General features: G+C 48.9%; 13 protein-coding genes. 1 reads left to right on the top strand and 12 read right to left on the bottom strand.

Going from position 1 to position 15430, the window contains the following annotated elements; all coding sequences use genetic code 11:
- The 9 genes from NLU14_RS20975 to NLU14_RS21015 form a co-directional block, all read right to left on the bottom strand.
- Window positions 1-224 (bottom strand): lipid A-modifier LpxR family protein (locus tag NLU14_RS20975; protein WP_338040815.1); only part of this gene is annotated, 224 nt, incomplete at its 3' end.
- A 217-nt stretch (window positions 225-441) separates the two neighbouring features.
- Entirely contained in the window at window positions 442-3576 is a 3135-nt protein-coding gene (locus tag NLU14_RS20980) for an efflux RND transporter permease subunit (RefSeq protein WP_275710287.1), read from the bottom strand.
- A complete protein-coding gene (locus NLU14_RS20985) occupies window positions 3573-4694 on the bottom strand; it encodes an efflux RND transporter periplasmic adaptor subunit (protein ID WP_275710290.1) in 1122 nt (373 codons plus the stop codon). The genes NLU14_RS20980 and NLU14_RS20985 overlap by 4 nt, the downstream gene beginning before the upstream one ends.
- Window positions 4675-6078: an efflux transporter outer membrane subunit gene (locus NLU14_RS20990; RefSeq protein WP_275710292.1), complete on the bottom strand. Its 1404-nt coding sequence runs from the start codon at window positions 6076-6078 to the stop codon at window positions 4675-4677. The genes NLU14_RS20985 and NLU14_RS20990 overlap by 20 nt, the downstream gene beginning before the upstream one ends.
- 196 nt (window positions 6079-6274) lie before the next feature.
- Window positions 6275-7105: a MipA/OmpV family protein gene (locus tag NLU14_RS20995; RefSeq protein WP_275710294.1), complete on the bottom strand. Its 831-nt coding sequence runs from the start codon at window positions 7103-7105 to the stop codon at window positions 6275-6277.
- Window positions 7106-7216: 111 nt separating this feature from the next.
- A complete protein-coding gene (locus NLU14_RS21000; protein WP_275710296.1) occupies window positions 7217-8620 on the bottom strand; it encodes a sensor histidine kinase in 1404 nt (467 codons plus the stop codon).
- An 8-nt stretch (window positions 8621-8628) separates the two neighbouring features.
- Window positions 8629-9306: a winged helix-turn-helix domain-containing protein gene (locus tag NLU14_RS21005; protein WP_275710298.1), complete on the bottom strand. Its 678-nt coding sequence runs from the start codon at window positions 9304-9306 to the stop codon at window positions 8629-8631.
- Between the two features lie 97 nt (window positions 9307-9403).
- Window positions 9404-9607 carry a hypothetical protein gene (locus NLU14_RS21010; RefSeq protein WP_275710300.1) on the bottom strand — a complete coding sequence of 68 codons (204 nt, stop codon included), beginning with the start codon at window positions 9605-9607 and terminating at the stop codon, window positions 9404-9406.
- A gap of 1006 nt (window positions 9608-10613) precedes the next feature.
- Window positions 10614-12329 (bottom strand): protein adenylyltransferase SelO, encoded by a 1716-nt coding sequence (locus NLU14_RS21015; protein ID WP_275710302.1) that lies wholly within the window; start codon window positions 12327-12329, stop codon window positions 10614-10616.
- 70 nt (window positions 12330-12399) lie between these two features.
- On the opposite strand from NLU14_RS21015, the gene NLU14_RS21020 reads away from it, so the two are divergent.
- On the top strand, window positions 12400-13557 hold the full coding sequence (locus NLU14_RS21020) for a hypothetical protein (protein ID WP_275710304.1): 1158 nt from the start codon (window positions 12400-12402) through the stop codon (window positions 13555-13557).
- Window positions 13558-13612: 55 nt separating this feature from the next.
- Here NLU14_RS21020 and NLU14_RS21025 read toward each other — a convergent pair whose 3' ends face one another.
- The 3 genes from NLU14_RS21025 to NLU14_RS21035 form a co-directional block, all read right to left on the bottom strand.
- Window positions 13613-14566: a LysR family transcriptional regulator gene (locus NLU14_RS21025; RefSeq protein WP_275710306.1), complete on the bottom strand. Its 954-nt coding sequence runs from the start codon at window positions 14564-14566 to the stop codon at window positions 13613-13615.
- A gap of 53 nt (window positions 14567-14619) precedes the next feature.
- A complete protein-coding gene (gene trxA, locus NLU14_RS21030; RefSeq protein ID WP_275710308.1) occupies window positions 14620-14943 on the bottom strand; it encodes a thioredoxin in 324 nt (107 codons plus the stop codon).
- 121 nt (window positions 14944-15064) lie between these two features.
- Window positions 15065-15430, bottom strand: a 366-nt coding sequence (locus NLU14_RS21035) for a lipid A-modifier LpxR family protein (protein WP_275710310.1), incomplete at its 5' end; no start/stop codon positions are given.

Raw genomic sequence — 15430 nt, forward strand, 5'->3', positions numbered from 1 at the left:
AGAGCCTGGCTGACGCGGGAAACCGGGTTGCTGATGAATTCCTTCGAGTTGGAGGAATAGGTAATCGCCACGCCGGCTGTGTAATCCCGATCCGTCTGGGTCGGAGCGAAGAGATCGTTATCCATGGAGAGAGCCACCACCGAGTCAGCAGACTCAGCGTGGGCACCAGAGGCCAGAACAAGAGAGGCGACTACCAGAGAAAATGCCAGAAAACGAAAGTTCATAGCCAACTCCAAAACAATGTGAAGTGCACCCCGTCTCAAGGGCGACCCGACCACATCCGAAATCGCTGCCCGATTCCAGATCCAACCGACCACGGTCAGCACCTGGAAACGCGAGTTGCTGGAGAATGACCCGAACCTCTTTGAAGGCAAGAAAAAGTCCGGCAAGCAGTCCAACGAGCCCGGTTCTGACGAGTTTTATTGCCAGATCGGCCGACTTCTAGAAGCTGCGTACTCCAGTGCGGCCTGAATTTCCGGGTATTGCTTCATGCTCGGCAATTTTTTTATGACCGAACAACCGCAATAAAATTGGCATCAAACACAGAACAATAAACGTTCCAAACGCAAGGCCGAAGATTATCGAAACAGCCATAGGAATTAGGAATTGCGCTTGTTCAGAGGTTTCAAGCATCATTGGCGTTAGGCCAATGCACGTTGTCAGGGTTGTTAGAACAATGGGGCGTAAACGGCTACATGTTGCTTCGGTAATTGCTCTGACATGCGGTACTCCATGCATGCGAAAACGGTCATAAGCCGTAACCAGTACCAAAGAGTCATTCACCACCACCCCGGCCATTGCAAGAATACCGATGATGGAGATAATGGAAATGTCATATCCCATCAGGATATGCCCCCATACAGCCCCAATACACGCAAACGGAATGACAGAGAGAACCAGAAGCGGCTGCACATAAGAGTTAAATCGCAGCGCTAACAAAACATACATAATGCAAAGCGTAATCAAAAACCCTTTGCCCAATATCTCCATTGACCCATCGGTTTCTTCTTCATCTCCGGCAAATTCAACTGTGAGTCCAGGATATTCCGTCAGTATTTGCGGAACCAAACTATCTTCCAGTACGTCCTCCACAGCATCATCGCTGACCCCGATCATAATATCGGCTGTCACAGGATAAATGCGCTTTCCATCACGGCGAGCAAGCGTAGTGGTGCTTCGTCCGGATGTGATTGTGGCAATCTCTGTCAGGGGCACTAAAGATCCGCCAGGTGCTTTAATCAGCGCATGATCAAGGGCACTGCGTTGCTGGCGTTCTTTTTCAGAAAGGCGTACCACCATCTTTACATCGTTACCGTTTCGAGAAATACGCAGGGCTTCTGCGCCATAAAAACGATGTCGGATTTGCCTTGCAATATCACCTGCCGTTAATCCCATTTGTACGGCATTGTCTTTGAGATTGATCTTTAATTCAGGTTTGCCAGCACGCAAACCATCATCAACTGCCGTTAGGCCGGCAATAGATCGCATACGTTCACCTAGTTTCAATGCAGCTTCACGCGCTACAGCTTCATCCGGATGGAAAAGCTCTATTTGAATCGGCTCTCCGCCGGTTACGTTCGTTTCACCGGTAAAGCTCAAGGCTTCAAGCCCACCGGGATCACCAAACCGTTCTTGCCATTGCCGCGCAAATTCCATTCCGTTTATCACCCGTTCATCTTCGGGCGGCAGAGCGGCCAGTGCTGATATATAATGTGATCCAGCCAGAGCTTCCGATTCAATTTCTCCTTCATCAAGACGCACACCGATTAAAGAGAAAATGCCGGGTGTTCTCATGCCTGATTCTGCGAATACGGCCTGCGCGTCCTTGACCATTTTGTCCTGAATGGCAATTGACTGGGCCTTTGGTGAACCATAGGGAAGTGTTGCATGGGCAATAACCGTGTCAGATTGCACAGGCGGGGTAAAAATGAAGCCAATCATGCCGCTGACAGTTGCAGAAAACGTAATAAACAATAGGGATAAAGCCAGACAAAGTATTGCCGTCGGGCGTAACAATGTCATACGGACAAAGCGGCGGAACGTTTCACGGGTAAAATTCTCCAGCCATGCATTGACCCTTTCCTGCGGACGGGACAAAGTTTTAAGCCAGGGACGTTGGGGGGCATCCTGTGCCAGATGTGTTGAGAGAACAAAAAGGCATTCAATCAGGGAAACCAGCAAGACCGACACTACCACAGCCGGTATTTGCTCCATCATCGTTCCCATTGGCCTTGGAATAAAAAACATAGGCATAAAGACAAGCATGGTTGTGCTGACTGCCAGCAAAATCGTCACGCCCATTTCTTTAAGCCCTTCAACCGCAGCGCTTAAATTATCCATGCCCTTACTGCGATTTGTGTGGATGGCTTCACCCAGCATAATGGCATCATCTACCACCACGCCAATGGTGACGATAAAGGCAAATAATGAAATCTCGTTAATCGTTACGCCAAATAGCGGCAGAAGCATCAACCCGCCTAAAAGCGAGGTGGGAATCCCCATCATCACCCAAAATGCCAAGCGTGGTGTGAGGAAAAGCGCTAGCACAATCATCACCAGCACCAGCCCTAAAAAAGCATTATCGATAAGCAAGCTGAGACGATCACGATAGGTTTGCGCGTCATTTTCAAAAATATCTAAGGAAACGCCTTTGTATTTCTCTGTGGCGCTAGGCAGGTAATCTTTGACAACTTCTTCAACTGAGGTTGGCGTTTCTGCTCCGGCTGTAAAAATGTCAATCTGAATCGCCGGTTTGCCGTTATACCAGGCTTCAATTGGAGAGTCTCCAAAACCGTCTCGTAATGTGGCGATTTCCGAAAGCCTTAGAGGTAAGCCTGTCTCTGTTTCCTTGATTATAATATCTGAAAATTCGTGCGCCCATTCGCGACGCTCATTCGTACGCAGTGCAATATCAGCTTGCGGCGTATAAATCGTGCCACCGGCTAAATTCTGCGCTGTATCTTGAATGCGGAGGGCAACATCTTCCAATGACAAACCATGTGCGCGTAGCGTTTTTTCACTGATTTCGGCTGTGATTTCTTGCTCACGCGGTGCTGCCAGTTGAACTTTGGTCAACCCTTTCCCGGTAAGAAGATCATCGCGGATGTTTTCTGCCGTTTGCCGCAACCAGAGCAATGGCTGATCACCAGATACGATCAGTGACATAACTTTCTCAATTTCTGCGGGGATGCTTACAACCGGTTCTTCCGCTGCCAATGGGAAGGTTTCGATACGGTCTATCGCATTTTTGATATCACCCAGCATTTGATCGGGATTGGCACTCCGAAGCAATGTCAGTGTGACAGTGCCCAATCCTTCACGTGCAACCCCCTGAACCTTTTTAAGACCTTCCATGCCTCGTACAGCATTTTCAATCGGTAGCAGAATGGCGGTTTCAATTTCCGCAGGTTGAGCTCCGTTAAATTCGACGGAGATCTGCACGGTTTTGGATTGGGTGGTGGGTAAAACTTCCTGACGGATTGATTGTGCGCTTAACAAGCCGCCAATAATGAAAACAGCCATCAAGATATTGGCAATCACATGGCGCTGTAGAATGTTTTCTAAAAATTTATTCATAACGCATCATCCTGATTCTGTTCGGTTTCAAGTAAGCGAAGCTCCATACCTTTTAGGGGCGATGCGATATGAGAGAGGATAGCCTGCGCTCCGTCTTCTAGTCCGTTAGCAACAAAAATCCGTTCATCATTTTGTGCAGCAAGCGTCACTGAGCGAATATCAAGCGTATTGTCGGCTGTTAACATCCAGACCGTATTATTTGCCCTTAACGCGGCTTTTGGTAAAGCGACAACATTCTGAAACTCAAGACCGGGAAGGGTTACGGCAGCATAATATCCTAGCGGCAAGTCCACATCGGACACGGATACCAAAGCCTGTTTTTGCCGTGTATCCGGATCAATCTGCGGCAACACCGCTTTCAGCGTTGCCGGATATGCCTTGTCGTTGATTGTAACTGCGGCTTTTTGCTTAGTAGCATCAACTCGATAGTCAGAAGGGAAAGATGCGGTGATATGATAGCTGTCTGTACAGGCTATGCTCAGTGCAATTGTGCTGTTTTCCGCATACTGTCCGATAGCGATATTCTCTTTCATGATTTGGCCGTCACAAGGTGCTTTAAGCATTGTGCGTTCCAGATCAAGCTCTGCCTGTTTTAATTGCGCTTTTGCCATACTCAGCACTGCTTGTCGCTCTTTTAATTGTGGCTGCCGAAGGGCTAAAGCATTGCTTTTTTTGGTGCTGTCATTTTGCTGCAGCAATTTATATTCTGCACGGGCAATCTCTTGCTGTCCTTTTTCAATTTCAAGGGCTTGCATGGCTTGTTCATAGGTGGCTTTGGCTTCGACTAAGCGATTTTGAAAATCACGGGGATCAATGGTAAATAAAACATCACCCTGGTTGATAACTGCACCTGCGACAATATGATCAGAAACCGAAACGATAGAGCCTTCAACTTGCGGACGAATATCAATTTGTTCGCGCGGCTCTACCAATCCCCAGGCCGGGACATCAAGACGTAATGTACTGCGTTGCGCTTTTATGACCTCAACCGCCAACGGTTTTGAACGCAAACCGGAAGGCAGTTCATCTTCTTCACTAGCCATCAGCAAAACAGCTATTATCAAACCTGTAATCAGAATCGCAGGTGCAAGCCAGCGTTTACGTTTCGGGTATTTCATTCACATTCCCTTCTTTTAAATTCCATGTAGCACCAAAGGCTTTCAAGATTCTTGCTCTGTTAATCAACAAGTCACGTTGCAGATTAATTTCATGTCTATGCAGGTTTTGCAGATTTTCCAGCGCACTCAGAACGCTTAAATAATTCTCTTGCCCGTTGACGTAGCGCAACTTGGCTTTGCTCACGGTTTGCTGGGCGATAGAGATTTCTTCGCTCAGTAAAGTTCTCTCTTTAAATAACGCCCGTTCACGGCTTAATCCGTTCTCAACATCCTGCACCGCAACCAGCATGGATTGTTCAAGATCTGCCAGGGCTTCTTTAGCCATTGCCTCACGGCGTGATACTTCGGCTTTGCGCCGCCCAGCATCAAAAATCGGTGCAAGCAAACCGGTGGTAAAACTCACAATTTGTCCATCACCGATGTTGGAAACAGTATTGCCTGCAATACTGTAATTCAGTCCAATAGAAAGCTTCGGCAGACGGTCAGTAATCGCTACGGCAACATCCTGATCTGCGGCCAAAAGAGCAAGAAAAGCTGCCCGAATATCGGGACGACTTTCCATGAGTTCTTTGAAGGTGGGCAGAGAGGAAAATGGTTTTATATTCGGCCATATTTCAAGCGGCAAAGCCTGTCCATCAGGAATTTGCCCCAGCAAAACATCGTAGGCGTTAGCAGCCTTGATCTTATCGGCCTGAACAGAAGGGATCTCGCGTCTGGTTGCCGCTAAACGTCCACGCTGTTGGAGAACATCAAGTGCGCTTCCCTGCCCTAGTTCAAGACGCAGTTCTGTAAGCTCTAAAAATTGTGTATTTGTTGTTTTTTGTTGCAGTAAAATCATTTCCAGCTTGGAGGATGTATGATGAGCAATCCAGCTTTCCACCAAAACAGTGCTTAAATTAAGTGCTATTTGATCAGCCAGTGCTTTTTGTTCTTCAAGGCTGAGGCTTGCCGCTTCTTTTTTTGCACGTAAGCGCCCCCAGATATCCAATTCCCAATTCAGCGCACCCCCAAAGGAAATGGCACTGCTTGTCTCCGATGATCCGCCATCCTCTTTTTCTCTTTTGCGTTCAAAATTAGTTGTGGCATCAAGGCTAGGGAACAGATCAGCCCGTTCTATACCATAACTGGCTGCGGCTTGTTCCACTCGCGCACGGGCAGCTTCGAGTTCAAAATTCTGCGTATTAAGTGCCTCAATATCCTTTCGTAAAAGCGAATCACTGAAACTTTCTGACCAATATATTGAGCCGGTATTCACACCTTCCTCGGCACTAAAGAAATGTTCTGGCATGCGCGCAGAAAAATCAGGCCGATCCGTGGCTGAAATCACGGAACATGCCGATAATAGTAAGATACATATAGCTAATAGCGCAGATTTTAATATCATGCTTTAACTCTAATAAACGCTTCCTCACCATCGGGTGAGCAAAACATTAATTGTTTGGAAAGGTTCTATGTTTTGAGTGAAGTACGTTTGTAATTTTGCCCGCTTTATCTTTATCAACCGGCTACCACCGCCGAAAAACCGACTTGCGGATGAAGCCGGTTTCCAGCGCGGAGGAGAACAAATGAAAAAGGTTAGATTAGAATGTGTAGGCCAATCCCACACCGGCACTAAAGAACCCTTTATTATCAACAATCGGGGAATCTTTGGCATCGCCTAGCAATCTTGTATAGCTGGCAGAGGTTGTGGCAGACCAATTCCGTGTAATTTTGTAACTTGCTTCCACTTCAACGCCGTAGTTTTCAAAGCCACCATCGGCATCATATTGGTTGTAAGTCGCAGAATTTGCGGCTTGTGAAGCAGATACACCGTAAAAGCTCTGGGTGTACTTCTCATCGGCATAGGTGATAAACGGTGCTACACCGACAAACAAGCTGTCTGTCACAGACGCATCAACGCCGGCAGAAAGTTCCGCAGTTAAGCCATCATGGCCACTAAGAGCTTTTGCGACCTCAAGCTCGACTTCAACAAACCCGATTTCACCCTCGGCAAAAAGAACAAATTCTGCGGCCCCATCGATATCACCAAGCCCATCTAATTCTGCTCTGGCATCTGCTTCATCCCGACCTTCGGCATATCCTACAGCAACACCCAAAGCATATTCAGGCCCATCTTCCGAGCGCAGAAGATACGCACCCAAGCCTTTTTCAAAATTCAGAAAGTAACGATCTTTGTATTCAATATCGACATAGGGAAAAGCTTCAAACTCTGTTTTATCAACACCTGGAGAAACAGGGCCATACTCACCGCCGATTCCGACTGTCACATCCCAATCTTTCCAATTGCGTGTTCCCATTTCTTCTTCATCTTGTTCGTATGAGGAATCACCCCAGCCGCGCTCCTCGGCATATGCCGCGGTACTTCCTAATATTGTAATAACCGCGAGCGAAGCTATCTTGAGCTTTTTCATACCATCTCCTTCTATTTTTTAGTTAGCCTTTCACCCACTAAAAATACTTAAATGGGCAATTGAACAAATAGCAGTTTAGATGGTATGTCTGACTGACAAGTTGAGAGCACATTAAGGATTGTCAATGCTAGAAAAGGCCACTGTGACAGATAAGCCACAGGGAATATGGTCTTCCAGAACAATATGTGCTTTGTGTAAATCCACAACAGCCTTTACAAGCGCCAATCCAAGGCCATTTCCATGCGTATGGCGACTGGCTTCCATGCGGTAGAATCGCTGAAACACTTTTGCCTTATCTTCATCAGGAATACCAGGTCCTGTGTCAGTTAATACGACGTGTATTTTTTTACCCATATTGAGAGCCCGAATCGTAATATGACCGTCTTCAGGAGTAAATTTCATCGCATTTTCAATCATATTGGAAAACGCCTGGAACAGCAGATCTTTATCTCCCGTTATATGGGGGATAGCCATAGGTAAGTCTATATTCAGCGTAATATTCTTTTTCTGTACCAGTAGCGTAGAATATTCATATAAGTCATTTAGAAGTATCTTCAGATCAACGCTTCCAAATTCTGAACGTCGCTCTCCATGCTCTATATTGGCAATCCGCAAAAGAGCATTAAAGGTCGCAATAATGCGGTTTGTTTCATTAGCGATATCATCAATGCTAACGTCGCTTTCTCCTTCTTTGAGAGCCTCGATATGATGATTTAACCGTGTTAAGGGGGTACGTAGATCATGAGCGATATTGTCCGAAACTTGCCGTATGCTTGCGACCAAATCTTCAATGCGCTCCAACATGTTATTAAAGGTATCGGCAAGCGGTTTAAAATCGCCTGTTGCGTTATCAGCGGGAATACGCGCAGAAAGCTTGCCTGTTTTAATAACGGTATCTGCTGCTTGATAAATCAAGCGCATGCGCTTCAAAATCATGGTCCCCATCAAAAACCCGATAAGCGCCATCATGAAAGCCAAGGCAGTCGTAATCCAGGCCACCCCCATAATAGCAATTTTAAGAGTTTGAGACGCATCAACATCCCGCCCGACAAGCAGGCTCATACCGTCACCCACTGTGAGCGTTTTGGCTATAACATCGTAATGCGGAAAAAATGCATCCTTTTGTTCCGGCGCATTGCCAATCACCTCACTATAAGGGACCTCGTAAAGAACAAAATCTCCGTCTTGATCCTCCATAAGGCTAGGCACTGTATGCAGGTTACCGGTTATGCGGTTTCCGTTTCTATCACTCAGCAAATAAAAACTGCTGATATCCCGCCTTTCCAAGCGCTGCTCAATGGCCTTACGAAGTGCCGCCTCTGGATTTTCGGAGAAGTTATAAATATCAATAAAACCGTGAATATCGGCCTTTAACGCGGCTTGTGTTTCCGTATAAGTATTGCCTTGATAAACGATATACAGAAAGCTGCCCACCACACAAGCGGCAATGATCAATACGCCCGTATAAAGAATGGCCAGATTGCGAACATTGCTAATCCATGCGCCGAGTTGCATTAAATATCCTAATTTTCTCTAAAAATATAGCCAGAGCCGCGTACCGTCTCTATAAATGATTCCTTTCCCTTATCGTCAATCTTGCTGCGGATGCGGCTGATATGTACATCTATTACGTTGGTTTCCGGATCGAAATTATAATCCCAAACCTGTTCCAGCAGCATTGTGCGTGTCACCAATTTACCTCTATTCCGCATGATATATTCCAGCAAACGAAATTCACGTGGTTGAAATCCTATGGTCTGACCGTTCTTTGTGACTTTATGTTTCAGCAAATCCAATTCCAGATCCGCGACCTTAAGTATGGTATCTGCCGACTGTCTAGGGTTGTGGCGTTTGGCAATGACCTCAAGCCGTGCCATCAATTCGGAAAACTGAAACGGTTTAACCAGATAATCATCCCCACCGGTCTTTAACCCGTCTACGCGATCATTAACATGCCCCAGTGCGCTTAAAATCAACACAGGGGTTTGGATTCCACTGGCGCGTAGTGTTTTTAGAATCGTCATTCCATCCGGCGCAGGAAGCATGCGATCCAGAACAATGGCATCAAATTCTTCCGTTGTAGCCATGAATAGACCATCACGGCCAGAGTCCGCCTGCTCTGCCGTATGGCCATGTTGGCTTAATCCTTTCAGAATATAAGACCGAACCGCTTTATCATCTTCTACAACTAAAATGCGCAACTAAAGTACTCCCCTTTGTCTAGACTAATTTATCGGATTCATAATCTAGTGCCTGATGTATCGTTCGTGGTTGTACAAAACTTTGCTTTCATTCATTTTAAGGTAGATATTTTTTATATCTCAGCACATGCCGTCTATGATGATATTTTGTACTGTCTTCAAAAACGATTTCGAAATAGCTCTTATTGTTATCAATTTTAAATCTTGCTTCATCAATTGGCGAGTTCTTTTTTTGGAAACTGCTTCTGTAGCCTGCCGCAGTATATTTTTGTTTGAGCGAAAGGCCGTTTTTGGTCGTCATTTAAAAGAGTCCGAAACGTTGTTTCCTCCTTTTAATCAGAAAGCGTTTTTCCTCTTTACGGATCTATAAGGGATTACCTTGCTAAGCGCATGATTATTGGCAGCACTTGTCGGAGCAGCGCACAAGATAAGGCAAATGCCTGTGGTAACGTTTGTTGTTTTTGCTGTGGGCGTAATGGGTACCATATCGGTTTTCTTTTCGTTTTATTTGAACAGAAAATCAAAGGATAAAGGCTTCGTCTTTTCTCAGGGTTGCTGGAACATTAATTGTTGTTAATGCCAGCCTCTCCGAATTTGCGCCTATATTTGCGCTGCAAACCTTAACAAAGTTAATGCCATCGCAGATCAGTTTATACGAATACCGTTCATGGCGATGAGCCTGCACGGTTCGATGCTGTTTATCATCGGACGCAGAATCCTTGAGGTAAGGCTTATGACGGCGTTTGATCAAGCGGCCGTCGATCGGCGGGCATGATTTCTTCGCTACTAGTGCTGCCTTTGTCGATTGTACCTGTTGGCGTAACACAGAATTATTGCGAACGGTTACGCTCCGCCCTGCTCTCTTTGATCTCCCACGACTTGGGAACCCCGCTATCCTCCATGATTGGCTCTGCCAGCACGTTGAAATCGATGGTCGACCGACTGTAGGGCTAAATCGGTTTCAGGATGGAAAGGCGACCAAACTGTTGCCAGCCTTTGCCGTTCCGGCATATTGAAAGTGAGCGATTGCCAATGTGTGAGCCACGCTCCAAATCCTATCAGTTACTCGAAATTGGGTTCATAATGAACACTGAAAGCATGGGCATCAGACAAAGGGGACAGACCGCATGAGTAAAAGCCAAGACAGAAAAAAAGACACTAAAAAGAAACCGCTTTTAACCGCCAAGGAAAAAAAGAAGGAGAAAAACGCAAAGAAAAACGAAACCGATGTACTGGGACATTGATTTAAGGGGGAGGTTGATGCCTCCCCTCAAAATCAGCCAATAGCTCGGGCCTGCAATGGGTAGTCACGACGAGCAGCTAAGGTGCGACGACCCACCAACCCCAAAGAGCTCAAGCGGCTTCAGCCTGTAGTATTTCTTCTCTACGTCCTCCGATTGCTCGGCGTCTGGCTGCGTCATCACGTCCTGCAGCTCCCGTAGCAAAGCGTAATTCCCATCTGCCGCTTGCTGATAGGCAGGCACCACGAACCACTCCCTCAAACTGTACTTCGGGTTGACGAGCTTCATCTGGCGGGAAAGTTCCTCACGAGTGCCAGCTCGAGTGAGCGATTGCCAATGGATAAGCCACGCTGACCAGCGATTGTCCAGCCCTTCGGGGTCTGTAGCATAGGTCCGGCCCTTGTAGAAGCTTTTCTTGAGTGGCTCAATGTCATCCGGCAACGATGAGAGTTCCCGGAAGAATAGGGAGTAATCAACAGGCGTTTGCATCATCAGCGTTGCCAGCTCGCGGAACAAAGCCGCGTCAAAAGCGTCAAGTCCAAGCTTGGTCGCCCACATCTTCTCCATTTGCGCTTGCATCACCTTTGGGAAATCACTTTGAATCTCCTCCAGCTGCCGCAGACAGTCTGGATGCCCTGCCAACAAAGGCCGCACCGCCAAACAAAACGAGTGGAAATTGCGCTCTGCTGCCGCCGGTTGGTTAAGGAATGAGAAGTGTTGTCCGCCACCCGTCCATGGTTGGTACTGCGGGTCAAACACATCGCAGAATCCAAAGGGGCCATAGTCGAGCGTGAAACCACCCACCGCACAGTTGTCACTGTTGAAGTTACCCTGGCAGTAGCCAACACGGATCCAGTTCGCTACAAGCGACGTCAGTCGGCTGCGGAACTCACGTGCAAGCAACACCACTTTTTCAGCAGTGGCCAGTGACTGGTCGATAACGTCACCGTACTCACGATCGATCACGTGCAAGACAATTTCCTCAAGCTCCTCCATCGCCTGCGGATGTTCCTGCTTGCGGGCACGACGACCAAAGAGCTCGATCTGCCCTACCCGAATGAACGACGGTGCAACACGCGTGGAGATGGCAACTGGCTCGGATATAAGGATATCGGGATCTATTGAGCGTGAGCCCTCCGAATACCATGGGCGCCTGACTTGCTCGGTCTTTGACACGTACAGGCTCAGAGAGCGTGACGTGGGCACACCGAGCGCATGCATGTGCTCCTGGGCCAGGAATTCCCGAACACTGGACCGCAAAACGGCCCGGCCGTCCGCGCCGCGGCAGTAGGGTGTCCGCCCTGCCCCTTTCAATTGCATTTCCCAGCGCTTCCCATTGATGACAGCCTCGAGCACCGATATAGCGCGACCGTCGCCGTAGCCATTGCCGGTCTGGAACGGGCATTGCTGGTACAATTCGGTGCCGTAGATGGAAAGTGCGTAGCCACACGCCCACCCGACGTTGCGCAGAGGCTCCGGAACCCGGGACAAGTCGCCGGAGAACATGCGGACGAAGTCGCTGGACTGCGCCATGCTGTCGGCAAAACCCAGTTCGCGAAACAGACGTTTCCCATGCGCGACGTATTCGGGGTTTTCGATGGGCGTGGGATTGACCGGAACATAGTGGCCGGAGAAGACTTGCCGTGGCGCGTGGTCAGCTCCGTCTGCTTTCCCCTCAGGATCACAGTTGAGCGTGTCCATGAGCGAATAGTCTGCCAGCGGTGCGAGATCGTCGAGGGTCGCGACCGTTGTGGGCGTTTCACGGTGATGTCCCGTTATCATAATTGGGACTCCTTATAAGCTATCATGCATTTCTGACTCACGGATACAGATTCAGGGACGATATTGAACCATGGGCAAACAGCGCTTTCTTTACTCTGCCAGCATTCTCAAAACCAGTCACTTGTTTGCAGTAATCGGGGCCCTGGTAACGATCCTGCTCGGAAGCTTGCTGCTACTACAACTGCCTGAATTGGGTGAACTGGATTTCAGCAAACTTTATCTGGACGAACAGGGTAACGTACCGTTCGAGCTATACCTACTCGCTTTATGTCTGCTGCTGGGTTGTGTGGTGGCGTTTGCCAATCGCCAGGTTTGGCTGAAACTGGACAGCGAGAACCTCACGATTCACATCCCACGGTTGACCGGCCTCGGGCTTATGGGATTCACCACCGGAGACCATCGCATTCCGTTAAACGTGATCCGGAAGATTGAACTGACCCCCGTTACGGGGTTCCGGAATATGGCTCAGGCTCTTCAGCAGTCAAAACTCAGCCTCGTTACCGAGAGGCGGACCTATCGGCTGCAGCCCTACCATTTTTTAAAAGAGGGCGAACCAGATCATCGCATAGGCATTGGCAGCGCCTTTGGAAAACCCAAGACGAGGGTGGAAGCCCTCATTAATGAGGCTCCTCTTGTCAAAACTCTGTCCCGGATCACAGGCAACGTGGACTTTACGTCGACTCCGACTGATCGAACCGGGCCATTGGCAAACCACTTCAACTTATTGAAACACAAAGGCATGGTATTGCAGTTAATTCTGCTGGCCGCGCTCGGAACCTATGCCCTGGTTGACTACGTACTGCTCACCAACTACCTCGTTTTGGGTGACCTGCCACTGTGGCCATTTGTTTCAACGGGACTGCTTGCAGGTGTATTGGGTATCCGGCTGGGGAGCGGTGCTCCCCGAGTAGAGCGCCTCGGCCTTGCTACCCTGCTCTGTGTCATCGCCTTGGCGGCCACCTATCCTGGCCTGCAGCGGTACACGTTAATGGTCTCACCCGAACCACTGTCTGTTGCCTACGATAGCACTGAAACCGGCTACTTCCAGCATTCCCATTACCCTGCTATCAACCAAAGGGAAAGCAGTATCCCTGAATACTGGCAGAGTCTTCCCTCAGGAGAGGTTTACACCTTCTTCTTGCATGAATCAGGGCTGGGTTTTGTCCTGGTCGATATGGCAACCGTTTACGAGAAAAGCCGTGCTTTCTATCGAGCGAATGGCCGCTAACCTTTCCCTACCAACTCAACCTTTTTTGGCCACGGGGTATCCGGCTGAGCCCGGCTCATGCGATGGCTTTACGAGCCGAATAGCCACATGGCGAGTTGGCCATGATGTCATGCCAACGCTCCCTCAAAAGTACTTCGACATGCCCTCGCAGCCAGACAATCCCGGGATCGCGGTCATGCCGGGTGTGCCAGATGAGGTACAAGCTGGTTGGGTCCACTTCAAAGGGAAGCTCTCCCATCCATAATCCGTCCACGAAGCCACAATCCTGACTGATCAACTCGGGAACAGAAGCAATCAGGTTTGATTCCCGGAGTATCCGGGGAACAATTGAAAAATGATTCACTGTCGCCGCGATCCGTCTGCTCTGGCCTTTCTGGTCGAGATAGCTATCTACGAAACCGTGAGCATCTCCTGACATCGTCACTAGCAGGTGTCGGGCATCCAGAAATTCCTCCATCGTAATCTGGCGGCCCGCAAGCGGATGGTCCGCACGCATCGCCAGCACATACCCACCTTCGAACAGCCAGGTGCTTCGCAGGCTGTGGTCGTGTTGAGTCAGCATTCCCACGGCGAGATCCACATGCGCTTCCCGCAGATCGTCGTAGGTTCCCTCGGGGGTATACGGAACGGCATGGACATCCACACCAGGAGCCTCACGTTCCAGAAATTCAAGCAGCTGGCGCCAGATCATCTCAACAGTTACATCCGTTACCGCGATGCGAAATGTCCGCTTTGATGTTGCCGGCTCAAACTGTGTGGCGCTCACCGCGTTGGTGAGAGCGAACATGTGATCCCCCACCTGATGCCAAAGGCTCAGCGCATAGGAGGTTGGCTCAATGTTCCGTCCTTTACGGACGAACAGTGGATCGTTCCAGATCTGACGCATTCTGGAAATCGCGTTGGATACCGCAGGCTGGGTCATCGCGAGCCGATCCGCTGCACGGGTAACTGAGCGCTCGGTCATTATGGCATCGAAGATGTACAGCAACTGAAGCTCTTGCGTTTTCATTTGGCATTCCTGGAAATGGGACCCGGACAAGTCTGGCTTGCAACCAGTCTGCGTTACAAGTGCCCTTTTACGAAGGTCCTTAATTCGCCCAGACTGCCAGCTCCAGTTTTTTGGGCAACCACCCCTCCGTCCTGAAACAGGGCCAGGGTCGGAATGCCCCGGATACGCATTTTTGCCGTAATGTCCGGGCTGTCGTCCACGTTCACTTTGGCAATGGTCAACTGATCCCCAAATTCATCGGCGATTTCCTCCAACATGGGAGCCACTGTCTTACAGGGGCCACACCACGGTGCCCAGAAATCCACCAGCACTGCCCTATCACTCTGAACCACCGCTTGCTCAAAGTTTGCGTCTGTCACATTAATAATGTTGCTCATAAGATGGTCTCCTTAACTTAGATTGCTTGGCTAAAACATTGGGGCTCTGAAAGCTCAAAAGCCAATTGCGGGGACATATAAGCCCTATTTCCCAGAATGATGAGTGCTTTTTACATGCCGTTCAGAGGCGTTTGCTGAAGACCAGCCCACCCCATGCAAGCGTGCGGTTTCCAGTGCCGTCTTTGATCTCGGAGCTCTGGACCCGCAGTACGTAACTCAACTCTGTGCCAGCCACGAAGCTGTGGGTATAACCTGCCCAGACTTCGGCAAGCAGAATGTTAAGGTCATTACCATCCAGTTCATGGTCCGAATCCCGGAACTGGCCCTGCAAAAAAGCGTTATACGCGCGGGCCTTGACTGACATGCCGCCCCAGAAGTAATTTTCCCGTCCGCCAGGGGCTGACACTCCAGGCGCCCGTTCACCATAAGCCATCAATTCGGGATTGAAGCGGTTATCGGGTGATGAAATCAGGCCATCCCTGAAAAC

The organism is Marinobacter iranensis (assembly GCF_029207565.1).
Lineage (GTDB): Bacteria > Pseudomonadota > Gammaproteobacteria > Pseudomonadales > Oleiphilaceae > Marinobacter > Marinobacter iranensis.

Excerpts from the sequence above, each read along its gene's own strand:
- NLU14_RS20990 (WP_275710292.1), bottom strand. The coding sequence starts at position 6,078 with ATGATATTAAAATCTGCGCTATTAGCTATATGTATCTTACTATTATCG.
- NLU14_RS21020 (WP_275710304.1), top strand. The coding sequence starts at position 12,400 with ATGGGCAAACAGCGCTTTCTTTACTCTGCCAGCATTCTCAAAACCAGT.
- NLU14_RS21015 (WP_275710302.1), bottom strand. The coding sequence starts at position 12,329 with ATGATAACGGGACATCACCGTGAAACGCCCACAACGGTCGCGACCCTC.
- NLU14_RS21010 (WP_275710300.1), bottom strand. The coding sequence starts at position 9,607 with ATGACGACCAAAAACGGCCTTTCGCTCAAACAAAAATATACTGCGGCA.
- NLU14_RS20985 (WP_275710290.1), bottom strand. The coding sequence starts at position 4,694 with ATGAAATACCCGAAACGTAAACGCTGGCTTGCACCTGCGATTCTGATT.
- NLU14_RS20980 (WP_275710287.1), bottom strand. The coding sequence starts at position 3,576 with ATGAATAAATTTTTAGAAAACATTCTACAGCGCCATGTGATTGCCAAT.
- trxA (WP_275710308.1), bottom strand. The coding sequence starts at position 14,943 with ATGAGCAACATTATTAATGTGACAGACGCAAACTTTGAGCAAGCGGTG.
- NLU14_RS21000 (WP_275710296.1), bottom strand. The coding sequence starts at position 8,620 with ATGCAACTCGGCGCATGGATTAGCAATGTTCGCAATCTGGCCATTCTT.
- NLU14_RS21025 (WP_275710306.1), bottom strand. The coding sequence starts at position 14,566 with ATGAAAACGCAAGAGCTTCAGTTGCTGTACATCTTCGATGCCATAATG.
- NLU14_RS20995 (WP_275710294.1), bottom strand. The coding sequence starts at position 7,105 with ATGAAAAAGCTCAAGATAGCTTCGCTCGCGGTTATTACAATATTAGGA.